General features: G+C 69.2%; 22 protein-coding genes. 12 read left to right on the forward strand and 10 right to left on the reverse strand.

Features of this window, described 5'->3' with window-relative positions:
- Window positions 1–14: 14 nt before the first annotated feature.
- Window positions 15–398: an ATP-binding protein gene (locus F7R91_RS04240; protein WP_150944572.1), complete on the forward strand. Its 384-nt coding sequence runs from the start codon at window positions 15–17 to the stop codon at window positions 396–398.
- A gap of 1 nt (window position 399) precedes the next feature.
- On the forward strand, window positions 400–858 hold the full coding sequence (locus F7R91_RS04245; RefSeq protein WP_225320515.1) for a Fur family transcriptional regulator: 459 nt from the start codon (window positions 400–402) through the stop codon (window positions 856–858).
- A 66-nt stretch (window positions 859–924) separates the two neighbouring features.
- Here the strand turns inward: F7R91_RS04245 and F7R91_RS04250 are convergent, their stop codons facing one another.
- Window positions 925–1,626, reverse strand: a complete 702-nt coding sequence (locus F7R91_RS04250; RefSeq protein WP_150944574.1) for a FadR/GntR family transcriptional regulator — start codon at window positions 1,624–1,626, stop codon at window positions 925–927.
- A 229-nt stretch (window positions 1,627–1,855) separates the two neighbouring features.
- Between F7R91_RS04250 and F7R91_RS04255 the strand changes: the two genes are divergently transcribed.
- The 5 genes from F7R91_RS04255 (at window position 1,856) to F7R91_RS04275 (ending at window position 7,135) form a co-directional block, all read left to right on the forward strand.
- Window positions 1,856–3,097, forward strand: a complete 1,242-nt coding sequence (locus F7R91_RS04255; RefSeq protein WP_150944576.1) for an aminotransferase class V-fold PLP-dependent enzyme — start codon at window positions 1,856–1,858, stop codon at window positions 3,095–3,097.
- A gap of 11 nt (window positions 3,098–3,108) precedes the next feature.
- Window positions 3,109–4,410: an ABC transporter substrate-binding protein gene (locus F7R91_RS04260; RefSeq protein ID WP_150944578.1), complete on the forward strand. Its 1,302-nt coding sequence runs from the start codon at window positions 3,109–3,111 to the stop codon at window positions 4,408–4,410.
- Window positions 4,411–4,412: 2 nt separating this feature from the next.
- Window positions 4,413–5,405, forward strand: coding sequence for a carbohydrate ABC transporter permease (locus F7R91_RS04265; protein ID WP_150944579.1), 993 nt, complete (start codon window positions 4,413–4,415; stop codon window positions 5,403–5,405).
- The gene (locus F7R91_RS04270) at window positions 5,402–6,238 is read left to right on the forward strand and encodes a carbohydrate ABC transporter permease (protein ID WP_150944581.1); all 837 of its coding nucleotides are present in this window, start codon (window positions 5,402–5,404) and stop codon (window positions 6,236–6,238) included. The genes F7R91_RS04265 and F7R91_RS04270 overlap by 4 nt, the downstream gene beginning before the upstream one ends.
- 222 nt (window positions 6,239–6,460) lie before the next feature.
- A complete protein-coding gene (locus F7R91_RS04275; protein WP_225320516.1) occupies window positions 6,461–7,135 on the forward strand; it encodes a hypothetical protein in 675 nt (224 codons plus the stop codon).
- Window positions 7,136–7,241: 106 nt separating this feature from the next.
- On the opposite strand, the gene F7R91_RS44205 is transcribed toward F7R91_RS04275, so the two are convergent.
- Both F7R91_RS44205 and F7R91_RS42500 read right to left on the reverse strand, forming a co-directional pair.
- Entirely contained in the window at window positions 7,242–8,021 is a 780-nt protein-coding gene (locus F7R91_RS44205; protein WP_408056007.1) for a tetratricopeptide repeat protein, read from the reverse strand.
- A complete protein-coding gene (locus tag F7R91_RS42500) occupies window positions 7,916–8,644 on the reverse strand; it encodes a hypothetical protein (protein WP_225320517.1) in 729 nt (242 codons plus the stop codon). Before F7R91_RS42500 ends, F7R91_RS44205 begins: the two co-directional genes overlap by 106 nt.
- On the opposite strand from F7R91_RS42500, the gene F7R91_RS41845 reads away from it, so the two are divergent.
- Window positions 8,603–9,136, forward strand: a complete 534-nt coding sequence (locus tag F7R91_RS41845; protein WP_191971336.1) for a sigma-70 family RNA polymerase sigma factor — start codon at window positions 8,603–8,605, stop codon at window positions 9,134–9,136. The two genes, F7R91_RS42500 and F7R91_RS41845, sit on opposite strands and share 42 nt — an antisense overlap.
- A 230-nt stretch (window positions 9,137–9,366) precedes the next feature.
- On the opposite strand, the gene F7R91_RS04295 is transcribed toward F7R91_RS41845, so the two are convergent.
- Entirely contained in the window at window positions 9,367–10,218 is an 852-nt protein-coding gene (locus tag F7R91_RS04295) for a hypothetical protein (protein ID WP_225320518.1), read from the reverse strand.
- 231 nt (window positions 10,219–10,449) lie between these two features.
- Here F7R91_RS04295 and F7R91_RS04300 point away from each other — a divergent pair, with 231 nt between their 5' ends.
- On the forward strand, window positions 10,450–10,743 hold the full coding sequence (locus tag F7R91_RS04300) for a hypothetical protein (RefSeq protein WP_150944587.1): 294 nt from the start codon (window positions 10,450–10,452) through the stop codon (window positions 10,741–10,743).
- The gene (locus F7R91_RS04305) at window positions 10,740–10,925 is read left to right on the forward strand and encodes a hypothetical protein (RefSeq protein WP_150944589.1); all 186 of its coding nucleotides are present in this window, start codon (window positions 10,740–10,742) and stop codon (window positions 10,923–10,925) included. The genes F7R91_RS04300 and F7R91_RS04305 overlap by 4 nt, the downstream gene beginning before the upstream one ends.
- A 69-nt stretch (window positions 10,926–10,994) precedes the next feature.
- Here F7R91_RS04305 and F7R91_RS04310 read toward each other — a convergent pair whose 3' ends face one another.
- The 4 genes from F7R91_RS04310 to F7R91_RS04325 all read right to left on the reverse strand — a co-directional run bounded on the left by F7R91_RS04310 (window position 10,995) and on the right by F7R91_RS04325 (window position 14,863).
- A complete protein-coding gene (locus tag F7R91_RS04310) occupies window positions 10,995–12,107 on the reverse strand; it encodes an FAD-dependent monooxygenase (protein WP_191971337.1) in 1,113 nt (370 codons plus the stop codon).
- 88 nt (window positions 12,108–12,195) lie between these two features.
- Window positions 12,196–12,372: a hypothetical protein gene (locus tag F7R91_RS04315; protein WP_408056003.1), complete on the reverse strand. Its 177-nt coding sequence runs from the start codon at window positions 12,370–12,372 to the stop codon at window positions 12,196–12,198.
- Between the two features lie 93 nt (window positions 12,373–12,465).
- Complete coding sequence (locus tag F7R91_RS04320) at window positions 12,466–14,181, reverse strand: PHP domain-containing protein (RefSeq protein WP_150944592.1); 1,716 nt, start codon at window positions 14,179–14,181, stop codon at window positions 12,466–12,468.
- Window positions 14,182–14,395: 214 nt separating this feature from the next.
- Window positions 14,396–14,863 carry an ATP-binding protein gene (locus F7R91_RS04325; RefSeq protein ID WP_150944595.1) on the reverse strand — a complete coding sequence of 156 codons (468 nt, stop codon included), beginning with the start codon at window positions 14,861–14,863 and terminating at the stop codon, window positions 14,396–14,398.
- A gap of 113 nt (window positions 14,864–14,976) precedes the next feature.
- On the opposite strand from F7R91_RS04325, the gene F7R91_RS04330 reads away from it, so the two are divergent.
- Both F7R91_RS04330 and F7R91_RS04335 read left to right on the forward strand, forming a co-directional pair.
- Window positions 14,977–15,822: a helix-turn-helix domain-containing protein gene (locus F7R91_RS04330; RefSeq protein WP_191971338.1), complete on the forward strand. Its 846-nt coding sequence runs from the start codon at window positions 14,977–14,979 to the stop codon at window positions 15,820–15,822.
- Window positions 15,819–16,070, forward strand: a complete 252-nt coding sequence (locus F7R91_RS04335; protein ID WP_150944596.1) for a DUF397 domain-containing protein — start codon at window positions 15,819–15,821, stop codon at window positions 16,068–16,070. Before F7R91_RS04330 ends, F7R91_RS04335 begins: the two co-directional genes overlap by 4 nt.
- Here the strand turns inward: F7R91_RS04335 and F7R91_RS04340 are convergent.
- Both F7R91_RS04340 and F7R91_RS04345 read right to left on the reverse strand, forming a co-directional pair.
- Window positions 15,984–16,832, reverse strand: coding sequence for a DUF817 domain-containing protein (locus tag F7R91_RS04340; protein ID WP_150944598.1), 849 nt, complete (start codon window positions 16,830–16,832; stop codon window positions 15,984–15,986). The two genes, F7R91_RS04335 and F7R91_RS04340, sit on opposite strands and share 87 nt — an antisense overlap.
- 141 nt (window positions 16,833–16,973) lie before the next feature.
- Window positions 16,974–17,342, reverse strand: a complete 369-nt coding sequence (locus tag F7R91_RS04345; RefSeq protein ID WP_150944600.1) for a VOC family protein — start codon at window positions 17,340–17,342, stop codon at window positions 16,974–16,976.
- Window positions 17,343–17,348: the final 6 nt, after the last annotated feature.

The raw sequence follows: 17,348 nt of genomic DNA on the forward strand, positions 1-17,348 counted from the left end.
TGCCCTGGTCCCCCATGGCATGCGCCCAAGCGAGGTCGGCCATACGCGACGTACTGGCCCGATGGGACCTGAGCGGTCTCGTCCCGACCACCGAACTGCTGGTCAGCGAGTTGGTGTCCAATGCGCTGCGGCATGCCGTCGGCCCACTGGGCCTCACACTCGAGGGCGTGCCCGATGTGCGCTGTCTGGTCTCCGACGGCTCTCGGGCCATTCCGCGCCCGACCGACGCCGGCCCCGAGGAGGAGACCGGCCGCGGACTCGTGCTCGTGGACATGCTGGCCGCACGCTGGGGCTGGGAGCAGCGGCCCGTGGGCAAGAGCGTGTGGTTCGAGCTCTCCGTGGACACTGACCCGCTCGGCTGGGGCCGAGGCGCAGGGACGACTGGAAGGCCGGGGTGACATGACGATCGCGACCGACGCCGAGGAGCCCATGGCGCTGGCCGCGGCACGGCTGCGCACGGCAGACCTGCGGGTGACCGCCCCGCGCATGGCCGTCCTCGTGGCTGTCCAGGAGTCGGCCGGCCACCTTGACGCCGATGCCCTGCGCGAGCGCGCCCAGCGGGTCACCGGCCGGCTGTCCCTGCAGGCCACCTACAACGTGCTGCGCGCCCTCACGGACGCCGGTCTCGTTCGCTGCACGCTGATCCCCGGTCACCCGGCCCGTTACGAGACCGAGCGCCACGACAATCACCACCACTTCGTGTGCCGCCGCTGCGGCACCATCCGTGATGTGGTGTGCGCGTTGGGAACGGCCCCTTGCATGGACCCGCAGCTGCCGGAGGAGTACGACACACAAGAGGCCGCAGTGACGTTCTGGGGCCTGTGCCCCGACTGCCGGACGGACGCTCAGGCACCCTGACGCCCTCTCCTGCCGGAAGCAGGTGCCTGCGGTCCGGACACCGGCAGGTGCGCCTGCCGTCGACGGTCAGTCCGGGGCGTCGGCCTCCTCGACCGGTGGCATGAACGCGCGCAGCCACCGCTCCGTCTGAGCGACGTGCGCCTGTGCCGCACCGGCCGCGGCGACGGGGTCGCGGTCGGCGATGGCGGTGGCCAGGACGCGGTGGTCGTCGTCGCTCTTGCTGCGCAGCTGGGGGCCTTCGGGCAGGGTGAAGACCTGGTACTTGCGGGAGCGGGCGCGGAAGACCGCCAGCAGGGAGGCCAGGGTGGGGTTGCCGCCGACGCGGGCGATTTCCGCGTGGAAGCGGTGGTCGAGTTCGGAGGCTTTGGCGGGGTCGTCCGTGGCCTCCATGTCCTCGATCAGGGCGAAGAGCGTACGCACGGTCTCCGGCGTACCGCGGGCCGCCGCCTGGGCGGCGACATGGGCCTCCAGGACGCGCCGGATCTCGTAGACCTCCAACAGGCCGGACAGCGGGAGGAGTTCGAGGGTCAGGGAGAGGCTTCCGATGACGTCCTCGGGCCTGAGCTGGGAGACGTAGGTGCCCGAGCCGTGCCGCGGCTCGACGACGCCCAGGGCGGCGAGCATCCGTACCGCTTCGCGCAGCGATCCCCGTGAGACGCCCAGTTCCTCGCAGAGTTCGCCCTCCGGCGGCATGCGCTCGCCCGGACCCAGGTGTCCAGTGGCGATCATGTGCCGTAGGCCGTGGAAGGCCTTGTCGACTGCGGACATCCGTTCCCTCTTCTTCCCCTGACGGGCCTGCGATTCACACGGCAGCCCCCTGCGAGCACCGTAGCGAGTCAGCAGATGCCCCGCACGCATCGCCCGAAAGTCATCTGATGACTTTCACTGTAAGACCCCTTGTGTCCGAGGAGGAAGCCGTGCAGGATGCCGATTCATCATACGACTCAGGAGCGGTCCGACGTTCCATGGAGCCTGTCCTGCCCAGATGTGGAGTCATGTGAGCGAGACCGAGGTCAACACCGCGCCGCGCCCCCTGCTGCTGGCCGACGGCAGGCCCGCCGAGCGGGCGTGGTCGCTGGATCCGGCCCTCAAACACCTGAACCACGGGTCCTTCGGGGCGGTTCCGCTGGTGGCTCAGCAGCGGCAGGACATGCTGCGTGCGGAGATGGAACGCTCGCCCGTGGTGTGGTTCCCGGCGCTGCCGGGGCGGCTCGCGGGCACCCGTGTCGAGCTCGCCGCCTTCCTGCACGTCTCCGCCGACGACCTTGCCCTGGTGCCGAACGCCAGCGCAGGTGCGAGCGTCGTCTACGCCGCTCTCCCCCGCCGTCGTGGCGGGGAGATCGTCGTCACCGACCACGGCTACGGTGCCGTCACGATGGGCGCCGAGCGGCTGGCACGTCGCTGGGGCGGCCGGGTCCGTACCGCGCGGGTGCCGCTGGATGCGGACGAGGACCAGGCATACGAGGCCGTGGCCGGCGAGCTCGGCGAGGCCACCGACCTCGTCGTCGTCGACCAGATCACCTCGGCGACCGCGCGCCGGCTGCCGGTGGAACGGATCGGCGCGGAGGCGCGCCGGCGCGGCATCCCGGTGCTCGTCGACGGCGCTCACGCGCCCGGACTCGTCGAAACCCCGCTCGCCGACGCGACGTACGACTTCTGGACCGGCAACCTGCACAAATGGGGCTGTGCCCCGCGCGGCACCGCGGTCCTCGTCGCCCACGGCCCACTGCGTGACGGTCTGTGCCCGCTGATCGACTCGTGGGGCGCCGGGGATCCCTACCCCGACCGATTCGACCAGCAGGGCACGGTCGACGCCACCGCCTACCTGGCCGCTCCGGCGGCCCTCGCCTTCGTCGAGGACACCTGGGGCTGGTCCGCCGCCCGGCGCTACATGGACGACCTGGCCGGCTACGGCGCGGAGGTGATCGGTGCCGCCCTCGGGGAACTGACCGGTGCGGACAGCCGAGTTGACGTCGGGATGCCCGTGCCCGGTATGCGCCTGGTGCGACTGCCCGAAGGCCTGGCGGCCGACCGGATCGAGGCCGACGCCCTGCGTGACCGCGTGGCCCGTGAACTGGACGTGGAGGCGGCCTTCACCAGCTTCGCCGGCGTCGGCTATCTGCGCCTGTCCGCCCACGTCTACAACACCACCGCCGACTACGAGTACTTCGCCGAGGAATGCGTCCCCGTCCTCGGCCAGTGGGCCCGAGAAACCCCAGGGAAGAGGTCAGCACCATGAGAAGAAGCACGATGAGACGAAGGACGGCAGCTCTCGCGCTCGGTACGGCCGCCGCGACGATCCTGGCCGGCTGTTCCACCATGAGCCCCGACGCGAGCGGAACGGTCACGCTCAACATGGTGGAGAGCCTGACGAACCCCGCCCGTACCGACCTGCTGAAGGATCTGATAGCCGACTTCGAGCGGCAGCACCCCAAGGTCAAGGTCAACCTCATCTCCCCGCCCACCGAGCAGGCCGACCAGAAGCTCCAGCAGATGCTCCAGTCCGGCAGCGGCGTCGACGTCCTGGAGGTACGGGACATCACCGTGGGGCCCTGGTCGAACAATGGCTGGCTCTACGACATGAACAAGGACCTCGATGGCTGGAAGGGCTGGCAGGCGTTGACGGAGAACGCCGTCAACGCCTCCAAGGACGCCAAGGGCCGCACGTACTTCATCCCGTACGGCTTCTACGGTCTGAGCCTCTTCTACCGCACCGACCTGATCAAGAAGGCCGGCTTCAGCAAGCCGCCCGCCACCTGGGAGGAACTGCTGCAGCAGGCGTCAGCGATCAACCAACCGGCCACACGGCGCTATGGCTATGCCTTCCGCGGCGGCGCCAACGCCCACAGCAACGCCACCGCCGTCATCGAGGCGTACGTCGCCGACCAGGTCGACCCGGCCAACGGCTACAGACTCAGGAGCGGCCGTACGATCTTCTCCGCGCCCGAGGCGGAGGACGCCCTGGCGACCTATCTGCAGCTGTTCGAGCAGGCGTCCCCCAAGTCCTCCGTCGCATGGGGCTATCCGGAGATGGTCGAGGCCTTCTCCAACGGGTCCACGGCCTTTCTGCTGCAGGACCCCGAGGTGATCGCCACCGTCTCGCAGTCCAAGGCGATCTCGACGCGTCAGTGGAGCACCGCTCCCCTGGTGGCCGGGCCGGGAGGCAAGACCGTCCAGCCGCTGGCGACGGCCGGGTGGGGCGTGGCGAAGGGCAGCGGGCACAAGGAGGCGGCCGTGGACCTGGTCGAGTTCCTCTCCCAGGGCGAGGCGTCGACGAACTTCACCAAGAAGAACAGCCTCGTGCCGATCCTCAAGTCGGCCACCGGCGACCCCTTCTACCGGACCGGCCCGTGGGCCAGCTACGTCACCATGACCGAGCACCCGGAGAAGTACCTGGTGGTGACCCAGCCGCGCGGCGTGGCGTGGTGGACCGAGTGGCAGCAGAAGGCCGACACGGACGTCCAGAAGATGATCCTCGGCAAGACGAAGCCCAAGGAGCTGCTGGCGGGCTGGGACGCGTACTGGACCGAGAAGTGGCAGCAGGAGCAGTAGGCATGTCCGTCGCGTCCACACCGACGAAGGCGGCCACGCCTGGCACGGGCAGCGCCTCCCGCAGGGGAGGCGCCCCCCGAGGGCGGGGCCGCAGGCGGGAGTTCACCTCTCGGCGCGGCCTGCAGATCGCCGCCTACATGGCGCCGGCCGCCGTCTTCGTGGCGGTCTTCACGTACTACCCGATGCTCGCGGGCGGTCACATGGCCTTCCGCAACTGGAAGCTGACCGACCTGACCGACACGTCCTGGGTCGGCCTGAAGAACTTCCGCGACGTCTTCGCCGACCCCGCCTGGGGCACCGTGCTGGGCAACACCGCGGTCTGGGTGATCGGTTCGATCGTCCCTCAGCTGGTGATCGGCTTCGCTCTGGCCCTGTGGCTGCGCCGCCGCTTCCGCTTCCGCGGCCTGTACCAGGCGCTGATCTTCTTTCCCTGGGCGATCTCCGGTTTCCTCATCGGCATTCTCTTCCGGTGGCTGTTCAACAGCGAGTTCGGCGTCGTCAACGACCTGCTGCAGAAGGCCGGTCTGATCGACGAGCCGATCGCCTGGCTGGCGGATCCCGACACGGCGATGGCGGCGGTGCTGATCGCCAACGTCTGGTACGGCGTCACCTTCTTCGCGATCATGATCCTGGCCGCCCTCCAGTCGATCCCCGACGAGTTGTACGAGGCGGCGGCACTGGACGGAGCCGGCAAGGTGCGCACGCTCTTCCGGATCACCGTCCCCTACATCCGGACCACACTGGCACTGACCGTGCTGCTCCGGGTGATCTGGATCTTCAACTTCCCCGACCTGATCTTCGGGATGACCGCCGGTGGGCCGAACAACGAGACACACATCGTGACCACCTGGATGATCAAGATCACGCAGCAGGGCGACTACGGCAGGGCCTCCGCGCTCGGCCTCCTCGTGATGGCCGCGCTGCTGGTGTTCGCCGTGTTCTTCCTCCTGGCCACGGGAGAGAAGAAACGAGAGAAGAAAGGGGCGAGGCCGTGATCGGCAAGGAGACCGCGGGCGGCCGGGCCGTCCGGTTCACCTTCCTCGGGGTGTGGTTGCTCTTCACCGTCTTTCCGCTCTACTGGATCACCGTCACCTCGCTCAAGGCACCCGGCGACATCTTCCGCTTCCCGATCGCCTACTGGCCCGAACACTTCTCGCTGGAGAACTACAGTGGCCTGTTCGGCACGGCCGACTTCGGGACCTACCTCACCAACAGCCTCGTGGTCGCGGTGGTGGCGGGCGCGGCCGCCACGGCGATCTCGATGCTGTCGGCGTATGTGCTGGCCCGCTTCGAGTTCCGCACCAAGTCGGCCCTGCTGATGGCCGCCCTGGTCACCCAGATGATCCCGTCGTTCATCGCGCTGGGACCGCTCTACCTGCTGATGACCGACCTGAAGCTGGTCGACAACCGCCTCGGACTGATCCTCGTCTACATCGCCGTGTGCATCCCCTTCTGCACGGTGATGCTGCGCGGCTTCTTCGAGAACATCCCGGACGCGCTGGAGGAGGCCGCCATGATCGACGGGCTGTCCCGGTTCGGGGCACTGTTCCGGGTGCTGCTGCCGGTGATGCGTCCAGGGATCGTGGCCGCGTTCATCTTCAACTTCGTCAACTGCTGGAACGAGCTCTTCCTGTCGGTGACGCTGATGAACAGCGACAGCAACAAGACCGTCCCCACGGCCCTGAACGGCTTCATTTCCAGCTTCAACATCGACTGGGGCTCGATGTCGGCGGCGGCCGTGCTCACCATCCTGCCCACGATGGTGCTGTTCGCCGTCGCCAGCAGGCACATCGTCCAGGGCCTGACGTCCGGAGCGGTGAAGGGCTGAGCACTGACGTACGGCACCGGCCGTGCGTGCCCCCGTGGTCACGGACTGCTGTCCGCCTGCGGTGGAAATGACGCCACCGACGCGGGAGCCGGCGCATCGTCATCCGTATCCGGGGGAAGTGAACTGTCCTTCCAGAACGGCACGGCGAAGCAGAACAACGCGCCTGCAAAGACCGGTGACTTTGCACCCGACGCGGCACCCGCTGTGGCGGCGAAGAAGCCGGTGGCCCGCAAGTGGGTGCAGCTGTCGGCCGGACGCGCCGGACAACTGGATCCGGTCGTGGTCAATGGGGCCGGCTTCACTCTGTATCGGTTCGACAAGGACACGGCAGATCCGTCGAAGTCCAACTGCAGCGGGGAGTGCGCGACCACCTGGCCGCCGTATCTGGTCGCGCGTGGCGGGAAGGTCTTCCTCGACGGGATCGACAAGTCGGCGATCGGCTTCATCGAGCGCGACGGTGCCTTCCAGGTCACCCTCGGCGGCTGGCCCGTCTACCTGTTCAACAAGGACACGAAGTCCGGGGACACCAACGGCCAGGGCGTGGGCGGCACTTGGTTCGGCGTCAAGCCGGACGGCGAGAAGGCCGGCGACGGACAGGCCGGTGCCGATAGCGGTTCCGATGCTGGTGCCGATGCCGGTTCCGACCCCGGTCCGAAGGCCTCGCCCGCGAGCAGCGCCACCTTCTTCCAAGGTCCGAACTTCGCCGACCCCTCCCAGGGAGTGGCAGGTCCCGGCTGCCGGAACGTCCGCTTCTCCGGCTCGCTCCAGGCCGGCGGCGCCCTCAAGATCTGGGACGGAGCCAACTGCACGGGCAACGTCCGGATCGTCAATGGGAACGTCCAGGATCTCTCCGGTATCGGATTCGGCACGGTGAAGTCCGTTCGCTTCCTCGGCTGAAACGTGCCCTTGGCTGAGGTGGGGGCCAATGCGTCGGCGAGAGAGGTACCCCCGATGCACTCGTCACGCCGGTCGCGATGGGTAGGCGCCGGTCTCACGGTTCTGGTCATGCTCCTGGTGGCCAACTGCACGCAGGCTCAGCGTCAGTTGCCCGCCTTCTCCAACCCGGTCGTCCCCGGACTGTGGACACCGGACCGGATGGCGGAGGCGGAGAGCATCGACAACCCGGTGGCGAACAACGTGGGTGAGGATGCCGGAGTCTCGGACCCGGAGCCCGCAGCGGTACCCGCGGCGGCCGAGAAGACGCCCTACCGTGACAACGCGGCAGTGATCGGAAAGCTCTTCTTCGACACCCCTGGCGGACCGAGTGTCTGCTCCGGATCAGCCGTCGAGGATCCCGCCCGTCCCGGTGCCCGTGTGTCGTCAGAGCGTCACGGCAGTGGTCGAGCGCCTGCTGGTGCTGCCCGAGCAGGGTGTGGCACCAGCCGACGGCGTTGAGCGCTGCGGCGGTGCGCGCGCTGTGGCCGGCAGCCCGCTGGAGAGCGAGAGCCTGCTGGGCATGGGAGAGCGCTGCCTCCAGGTCGCCGTGCCGCTCGGCCACCCAGCTCAGCTGGCGATGGCTGTCTGCGCAGGCGGTGACCTCACCGGCCGCGGTGAACAGCTCCACCGCACGCTCCATGCGCCGGCGCGCCTCTTCGGTCCGGCCCAGCTTGGTCGCGGCCCGTGCCAGACTCCGGTGGACGTGTGCCTGGGCACAGGGATCACCGAGACGCTCTGCCGCTAGTGTCCGACGGTCCAGGCGAGCTGCCAGGTGTGGGTGTCGACCCCGTGCGCGGCTGCCGTGCCGATGGCCGCCATCAGGACCGCCCGTTCGGCGTCGAACCAGGCCGCGGCCCGGCTGGAGTGCCCCGGTTCCGAGGCGAATTCCTCGGCCCGGACGCCCCGGGAGGGGTCGGGCGGCACGATCGCCTGCCGGTCGGGAGAGTAAGCCCGGCCTGCGCGGTGGGCAGAGTGCAGATAGTGATCGAGGACGCGGGCCCGGGCGGCGTGGTGCTCCTCCGGCGCGTCGGCGGAATGGGCCAGCTCGCCGGCGTAGGTGCGCAGCAGGTCGTGGGCGGCGTACCGGCCGGGTGCCCGTTCGTCCACGAGGTGCGCTTGGGTCAGTTCGGTCAGCAGGTGATGGGTGTGGGGGACGGTGAGGCCCGCGAGGCTCGCGGCGGCGGCCGACGAGGTGTCCGGGCCCGGATGCAGGGCGATCAGCCGGAACAGCCGCGCGGCGGCAGGGGTGAGGGCGTGGTACGAGGACAAGAAAACGGCCCGTACGTCGACCGCCGCGTCAGTGTCACTGAAGGCGTCCAGACCGCGGTGACCGTCGGCGAGTTCACCGGCGAAGGTTGCCAGCGGGAAGGCCGAGCGGGACAGGGCCCGAGCCGCCGCGATGGACAGGGCAAACGGCAGCCGGTCGCAGTGTTCGATGATCTCGTCGACAGCCGACGGCTCGGCGGCCACCTCAGCAGGACGGAGGAAGCAGCCCTGCTGCGCTTCGCCACGACGCTCACCTTGGGCGACGTCCACAGTGCCGAGGACCTCGTACAGGAAGCTCTGTTGCGGGCCTGGCGGCAGGCGGAACGACTCATATCGACCCAAGGACTTGCGCGGCCCTGGCTCTTCACCGTCGTACGGCGGCTGGCCATCGATGGTCTCCGGGCCCGTCGCACGCGTCCGTTCGAGTTGAGTGCGTCCGACGTGGACCTGGACGTCGAGGGAGTTCCCGATGTCGGCGAACGCATGGTCACGGCGTACGTGTTGAGGGAGGCGATGGCGGAGCTGGCCCCGTACCACCGCGAGGTGCTGGTGCACCGGTACTACCTCGATCACAGTGTTGAGGACACCGCGGCGGTGTTGAGCATCCCGATCGGCACGGTGAAGTCCCGTACCAGCCATGCGTTGAAGGCGCTGCGCCACGTCTTGACGTCCCAGGGATTCCACGCGCGCCGGTAAAGAGTGCCGGCGTCCGGGCCGCCGGCGCGGTGGGCGGTCGACAGTCCGCAGTCGGCCGCGGGCAGTGGGCAGTGGGGGCCGGACCGCTGCCGGCGTACGGCCGACTGCCGACGTACGGCCGACTTCCGCCGTACGCCGGTCGCGGGCGCCGTCGGTCAGGAGTGCAGCGGCAGACGTTCCTCGGGCGCGCCCTGACCCCAGTCGCCGGATGGGCTGCCGCCACCCTCGACTTAGTTCACGTCTACGTAGTCAGTGGAGGAGTTGCTGGCGCCGGTCGTGGTGTTGCCGCTGTAGCGCCAGCGCCAGGTGCCGTCCTGGGAGGCGGTTACCGTGGTCTTCAGATAGCCGGTACTACTGGCGGTTACCGACTTGACCGTGGTGTAGGTGCTGGAACCGGCGGGCTTGAACTGCAGTTTCACCAGTCGGCCGCCGTAATTGTCGTAGCGGTGCAGACTCCAGTTGGCGCGCTGCACGGTGCCGGTGACAGTGATGGGCGTGCCCTTGGTGACGGGCTCCGGGGAGGCGTTCATGTTCTGGATGCGCGAGGCACGCTGGAGGCGGACCGTCGCGGAGAGCAGGTCGGTGTCGTAACCGCCGCCCTTCTTGATGGCTGTGCCGACGGACTTCCAGTCGGTGGCGTCACTGTTGACGAGCTTGTTGCCATTGCCGCCCGGCATGTTGTCGGGGTCGATGGTCATCGTCTCGTCGCAGTCGCGGTAGGTGTAGCCGCCCGCGGAGGATTGGCTGCAGCCCCACCGGGTCGTGAAGACCGCGAGGTTGTACTCGTTGGTCCCGTAGGTGCCCCGGTACGCGTTGACCCACCAGCTGTCGAGGGTCACGTTGCTCTTCACCGTGTACGTCAACGGGGCCTCGACCTCGGCGCTGATGCCGACGACGATGGGCTTGCCGTTGTTGAACACGACGTTCGAGAACGAGATGTCACTGTCGGCCGCGTGCGCGGCCGGCGCCGTGAGCCCCACGCCCACCAGCGCCATGCCTGCGGCCGCCGCCGCGGCGGCGGTGTATCGCGCAGCCGAGGGTCTGCGCCGCTGCGGAGCAGCAGCCAATATTGAAGTGGTCAATCCCCACCCCTGAGTCGAGTGTCCGCACGGCGGGCGGGCTGCCCGCCGCGGGAACTCTAGATCATCCGGGGCGACGCCTGGGACCCCTTACGCAATTCCGACAAATCGGTCGCCGACCCGAAGGTGCTGACCGCCGCCTTCGGTGGGCGGTTGGACGACGGGTCGATCGCGGGCCAAGGTGCCAGACCGCGATTCGGCGACAGTCCGCCTCGGCACTCGTAGGCTGGCTGGATGCCCAAGCCGATACGGATGAGCCGCCGCACGTGGGTTGCCGCGTGGGCCGTGCTGTGCGCGGCCGGCCTCGCCGCCACCGCCGAACTCAACGCCTCATCGGGCCCGGACCCACAGCCCCAGGAAACCGTCAGCGCCGAGTGCGCCGAGTACATCGCGGACATCGAGAGGCAGCTGGCCAAGGCCAAGCAGGAAGGCAAGGGAGACGGAGTGGTGGCCTTCTCGCGAGTCCAGGTCGGCACCGAGGACGACTGCCGCGATGAGCTCCGCAATCACTTCGGGGGCGATCGGTGAGCCGCGGTAGCCGGCTCGTCGCGATGGCAGGGCTGGCCCTCGTCGGTGCCGGGGTGATCATCGCCGTGGGTGCCACGTCGGAACCGGAGCCGCGGCCCACGCCGCCGCGGGTGTACTCCTCTTGTCTGGCGGCCGACACCAAGCCGATGCCTGCGGACGACGACCCGTGCGATGGCCGCTGAAGAAACGCCTGTGCGACCGTCCACCGCAGGTTGGCCGTCGGCTGGGACACGGCGCCCAGCGGGTCGGCTTCACGGCAGGTCGCGCAGCGGAGCGTAGCCGCGCTCGAACAAGGCCTTGGCGCCGTGGCGGAACGCCAGGTTGCGCACGGCGGGGGGCAGGGACCTGGTGCGGTCGCGCCGACGGGTCTGCCGTTGCACCCACCGGGTGCGCGGAAGCCTGCGCTGGACGTACCGGCGCAGGAGTTCCTCGGTGTCGCCCCCGCCGGCCAGTACCTCGGCGAGAACCTGAGCGTCCTCGACGGCCATGGCGACTCCCTGAGCCATGTTGGGCGAACTGGCGTGGGCCGCGTCCCCGACCAGTACGACGCGTCCGCGCGCCCATGTCTCGCACCTGACCTCCTCCACCGGTGAGAAGTAGGCCTCGTGGGCGTCGGGTGTGGCCAGCAGGTCGCGTACGCGCTGGTCATAGCCGGAGAAGAGGCGGGCAAGGCCGGCGGCAGTGGTCGGGTCCTCGGGTGAGGGGGCCGCCACGTCGGCGTAACAGCACACCCGGCCCCCGGAGACGGGGTAGGCGAGGAAGGCCGTCCCCGGACCCAGCCACACGGTCCACCGGTCGATGTCGGCGGCGTCGCCGGTCAGGAAGCGCCAGCTGGCCTGCCCGAGGTAGCGGGCAGCGGCCGCGGGATCGACCAGTTCTCGCAGGCTCGACCGTATGCCGTCCGCTCCCACCACCACGTCGTACCGGGCGCTGCCGCCATCGCTGAACTCCACCTGCACACCGTCGTCGGAGTGCTTGAGCGAATCCACGGTGACACCGTGGCGGACGGGCACCGGCACGATGTCCTGCAAGGCGGCGTGGAGGTCGCCTCGGGTGATGCCCACGCAGCCGGCGGTTCCCCGCCACAGGTCGGCCATGTCGATGTCGGCCAGCGCCCTGCCCCGGTGGTCCATCAGCCGCTGGCCGGGCACGGGCGCGCCCAGCGCGCTGAGGTGCTTGCCCAGCCCCAGTGCGGTCAGCGCGCGGACGCTGTTCCCGGGCAGGAAGAGCCCGGCTCCCGCGGTTCGGCTCTCGGGGGAGCGTTCGATGACGTCGACGTGCATTCCCTCGCGGCCGAGCGCGATGGCGCTCGCCAGGCCTGCGATACCGGCTCCGACCACAAGGACTTCAAGGTGACTGGACATGCGGATCTCCCGTACGGCTTTTGGAGTTACGTTCCGCACTACGGCCTGGTCGACGGCGGGGTTCACGTCCGCGATCCACCGGCCCGCTTCAGTGGTCCGCGCAGCACGGTGTCGGATACGGGACCTCGAAGGGGACGAGTGTGCCGCCCGCGGCGGGCATGGCGGCCAGGACGAGTTCGCCGTTCTGCCACTGCGGGCGGACATGGTGTCCGGTCACCAGGCGGGTGTGCGGGCCGGGTCGGCCCGGTGAGCCGAGGACGGTCACCCGGCCGATCGCGGAGCGGGCGAGCAGCTCCGCGAAGGTGGTCGGCCGTGCGCAGGTCCCGGATCCCGGCGTCCACCGTGAGGACGTACGGTGTCACGACGGCAGGACCCACACCGGGTTGGAGTAGAACCACAGGTCACGCCACGGGTCGGCGTCGCCGACGACGTCGATGGCCGGACCCGCCGGGTCGACCGCCGCGCCCATCGGGCCGACGCCGGACCGGTTGCCGTCGGTGCCGCGCAGACGGACGTACAGCGGGCGGTCGACGCGGCCGAGGTCGTAGGTGAGCCGGACCATGCCGGTGGACTTGTCGATCTCGTACGACTTCACGACCTTGGCCGTCGGCGCGGTGAACGTGTCCTTGTCCGCGACCGGGCCGGTCACATCGCCCTGGATGACGTCCACCCGGGCCAGCTTCGGCACGAAGCCCGCCCAGTTGGCACCGCCCGCGAGCGCCACGTCCACGGTGAGCGTGACGTTCGTGCCGTTCTTGACGTGCAGGGCGCCGCCGAGCGTGGCCCAGCGGCTGCCGCCGGCGACACGGACGTCGAGGCCGCTGATCAGCCGGCCGTGGTCGACCCAGATGCGGCCGGCGCGGATGCCGTCCATGACGGCGGCGTACGAGAAACCGTCGGCACCGACGTGCGTACGGCTGTACTGGCCGGGCCAGTAGTCGCCCTGGGTGGTGTCGATCCGGCCGCCGTAGACCGGGTCCTCGTACCTGCCGTTGGCGTTGAAGTCGCCGCCCGGGCCGCGCACCGCGGTGTCGGCGTAGACCTGGTGGGAGTCGGAGTTGGCGGTGATCCACCAGGGCTTGCCCTCGGCGAGGAGGCTGTCCCACAGGCCGCCGACGGTGGCGGTCATCCAGTCGAAGCCGCCCCAGGTGCGGTAGCTCTCCAGCGGGTAGCCGGCGAAGGAGTTGGCGCCGGGGTTGTTGTCGTAGAAGCCGCGGGCGCGGGCGGGGCCGAGGGGCGCGGGCAGGCCGGAGGCCTGGTGGCCGGGCGCGCCCTCGAAGCCGACGGCGATCTGGCGGCCCGGGTCGGTCGCATCCCGCCAGGCACGGATCTCGTGCGGGGAGTCGACACCGCGCCGCGCCGGGTGGTTGGCGAGCATCAGGGCGTCCTTGACCTTGCGGCGGCGGACCTGTTCGTCGAGGAACGCGAGTCCGGCGACGGCGAGGGCCTCGTTGGCGGGCGTGGAGTCGGAGGCGTTCTTCACGCTGCCGTCGTAGTCGGTCTCGAACTGCTTGAGGACGGAGACCTCGCCCCGGCCCGGGTGGACGAAGACGGTGCCGTGCTCGGCGCCGGGGATGTTCCACTCCAGGCCCTGGAAGACGAGGGTGTCCTCGTATGCGGCCCGGGCCTCCTTGATGTCCGGGTTGACCTTGCCCACGCCGATCTTGGCGTGGGTCGCGCTGCCGTGGTCGGTGATGACCAGCCAGTCCATGCCGTGCCGGGCGCCCTGGCGGACCTGGTCGACGACGCGGTACTTGCCGTCGCTGCTGTACTGCGTGTGGATGTGGTGGTCACCGGCCAGCCAGAGAAAGCCGCCCGTGCGGCGGCCGCCGGTGGTGGCGGTGGTGGCGGCGTACGCCGGGGACGCCGCGGTCTGGCCGAGGACGCTCCCGGCGGCCACGCCCGCGCCGAGGAGCCCCGCGCGGCGCAGCAGCGAGCGGCGCGACTGCTGCTCGGGGGTCAGGTCCTCGTCGGGCACGGAGGTGTCGAAGGCGGCGGGCAGCGCGGAGGCCGTCCCGTGGTCGTGCTCGTGGTCGTGCTGTTGGCCATGTCCGTGGTGGTGACCGTGCCCCATGATCCGCCTCCTGGATGCCGCTGCCGTCCGCGACTGCCTTCTGTCGCTGCTTTCTGCCGCTGTCTTCAGCCGCTGTCTTCTGTCTGCGCCACAGCGCCGCGTGTGGAGGATCGAGGCGGAAGGTGAACAGGGATCAGCCGGGGAGTGAGCACCGGATGCCCCGGACACGGCAGCTCGGCTCGTCGCGCACTGCTTCCCCAACTCCCCTTTGACGTCACACTGGTTGACGCGACCCCTGAGCAATGAAGCACGCCGCAGACAGCGGGACCTCCGCCCAGACGGTCTTGTGCATCCCGTCCGGGCGGAGGTCCACACCCCATTCCCGCGACAGCGCCTCCACCAGCAGCAGCCCGCGTCCGCCCTCGTCCGGCTCCGACGCGCGCACGGGCAGCCGGTCCACGCGCGCGTCCAGCACCTCCACGCGCACGACGTCCCCGCACAGCACCAGCCGTACGCGGAAGCTGCGCCCCCGCACCCGCCCGTGCCGTACGGCGTTCGCGGCGAGCTCCGCGACGACGAGGGTGACGGTCTCGTTCGCGTCGCAGCCGTAGGCGTACCCCCACACGTCCATCCGGTTGGTGACGAGCCTGCGTGCGAGACGCGCGCCACGCGGGGTCGCACTGAACAGCTGGGTGAAGGTGCTGACAGCGGTGGGGGGTTGGACCCGAGTGTCTCCTTGCATGGGTCAACGGTCCCGGGAGACAAGGGAGTAGCCCAGCTGCGAAACTCGTACGCTGCGAGTTGTACGAGTTACGGAGTGGACAGTGTGCGTCACATTCCGTGACCATGATTCCTATGGCCGACAGCACCCTCAGCATCGAGCACCACACGAACGAGCCGGAGCCCTCCGACACTCTGAAGTCGTTCGGGGCCGTGCACAAGGCTTTCCGCAAGCGGGCCGGCTACACGCAGGAGGAGTACGCGCCCCTGGTCCAGTACCAGCCGGGCACGGTCGCCTCCATCGAACAGGGCCGCCGCTTCCCACCGCGCGTCTTCGTCGAGCGCGCGGAACAGGTCCTGGACGCGTTCGGCGCGCTGAGGGCGGCATACAAGCACGTCAGCCGGGAGAAGAGGCTGGCGTCCTGGTTCCGGCAGTGGGCGGAGCTGGAGGAGCAGGCGATCAGTCTGTATACGTACGAGAACCGGCTGGTGCCGGGGCTGTTGCAGACAGAGGGTCACGCGCTGACCCTCTTCCGGGAGCGCGTGCCGACTCTCACAGACTCGGAAGTCGAAGCCAAGATCACGGCTCGGATGCAACGCCAGTCCCTGTTCGAGGAACGGCCCCACACGGCTTTCAGCTTCATCATCGAAGAGCACGTTCTACGACGGGAGACCGGCGGGGCAGAGGTCATGCGTGGGCAGATCGAGCACATCTTGGAGATCACGGAACCGCGCCACGTAGAACTCCAGGTGATGCCGATGGAGCGCGGCGTCCACGCGGGAGTCGCGGGCCCCATCCAGTTGTTGGAGACCCCGGAGAACGAGTGGTTCGCGTATTGCGAGGCGCAGCTTAGCGGTCAGTTCATCGTCAGCCCGAAATCAATCAGTGTGCTGCACATGCGCTATGCGAAACTGCGCTCACAGGCTCTTCCCCCGAGAGACTCCCGGAGCCTGCTGGAGCGGATGCGAGGAGCGCTATGAGCACCACCGAACTGGCATGGTTCAAAAGCAGCTACAGCAGCAGCGGTGACGGCGACTGCATCGAAGTGGCCCTGACCTGGCGCAAGTCGACGTACAGCAGCGGCAGTTCCGGCGACTGCATCGAGGTAGCCACCTGCCCCACCACCATCCACGTCCGCGACTCAAAGAACACGACCGGCCCTCAGCTCGCCCTCTCTCCCACCACCTGGACGGAGTTCGTCGAGTTCGCGGCTCGTGGCCACGCCTGAGTCCAGCCTTCCGCAGATGACGAAGGTGATGCTGATCAGCAGCGCCCAGGAAACCCACTTGGACACCGACACCGGTTCCCAGCCGTGGAGTTGGTACGGGTAGCTCCAGGCCCCGAGATACGTGGCGATGTTCTCGGCCAGCCACAGGAAGAAACCGATCAGCGCGAAGGACACCGCCAGCGGCAACCGGTACCGCCGTTCACCGATCACGAAGTGGACCCACGACCCCGTGGTCACCACCAGCAGCAGACCGCCCAGCAGCCAGCGCAGGTCGGGCAGCCAGTGGTGGCTGAGGAAGTTCACATACAGGAGGACGGCCAGCACGGCGGTGCCGCGCGCCCGGTAGCCGGTGAGGGTGAGGTCGAGCAGCCGCCAGGCGCGGCAGACGTAACTGCCGACAGCGGCGTACATGAAACCGCCGTACAGCGGCACACCGGCGACCTTGGTGAGGGCCGGCTCGGGATAGGTCCACGAACCGACGTGCACTTTCACGAGTTCGAAGGCGAGCCCCAGGATGTGACAGACGGCCACAACGGCCACCTCCCGTCGGCTTTCCCATCCCAGCAGGCGACCGACGCCGGTGAGCAGAATCCCGTATACAAGCAACAGGTCATAGCGAGCCACCGGCAGCGGCGGGAGGAGAGTGGACGCTGCCATGCCGCCGAGCAGCGCGACCGCGAACGCGCAGCTGCGTGCCTGCAGCCACCCGAACCACGCCAACTGCCGGATGAAGACGCCCGCTCCCCGCGTGATCGTGTGCATGTCCCTCTAGATCGATCCGGCAGCGACAACGGTTGCAGCGGCACGCCAACCTGTGGGTACCAGCTTTGTCCCTGGATACCCTAGGTCCGCGACCCGGCGGATCGCCTTGTGCGGGGTGCCGAACCGTGCGTACCGGAGAGCTCAGTCCCGCCGCTCGCCCGCGCTGCGCTCCACGCAGAACTCGTTGCCCTCCGGGTCGGCCAGTACCGCCCAGCCCGTGCCGTCCGGGTTGCGGCGGTCGTCGATCAGGCGGGCGCCGAGTGCGAGCAGACGCTCGACCTCCTCGTCACGGGTGCGATCCTGCGGCTGAAGGTCCAGATGCAGGCGGTTCTTGGTGGTCTTGGCCTCCGGCACGGTGACGAACAGCAGGCCGGCGGCCTCGATCAGCGCCTCCGGGTCGCCCGGCTGGTCCTCCTCGTGCAGGGGCCGGCCGAGGGCCTGGGACCAGAAGCTGCCGAGGGCGTAGGCGTCGGCGCAGTCGATCGTCACATGACGGATGGCGGAGGTCATGCGCGG

Origin of the sequence: Streptomyces luteolifulvus, from assembly GCF_008806595.1 — a bacterium.
Classification (GTDB): domain Bacteria; phylum Actinomycetota; class Actinomycetes; order Streptomycetales; family Streptomycetaceae; genus Streptomyces; species Streptomyces luteolifulvus.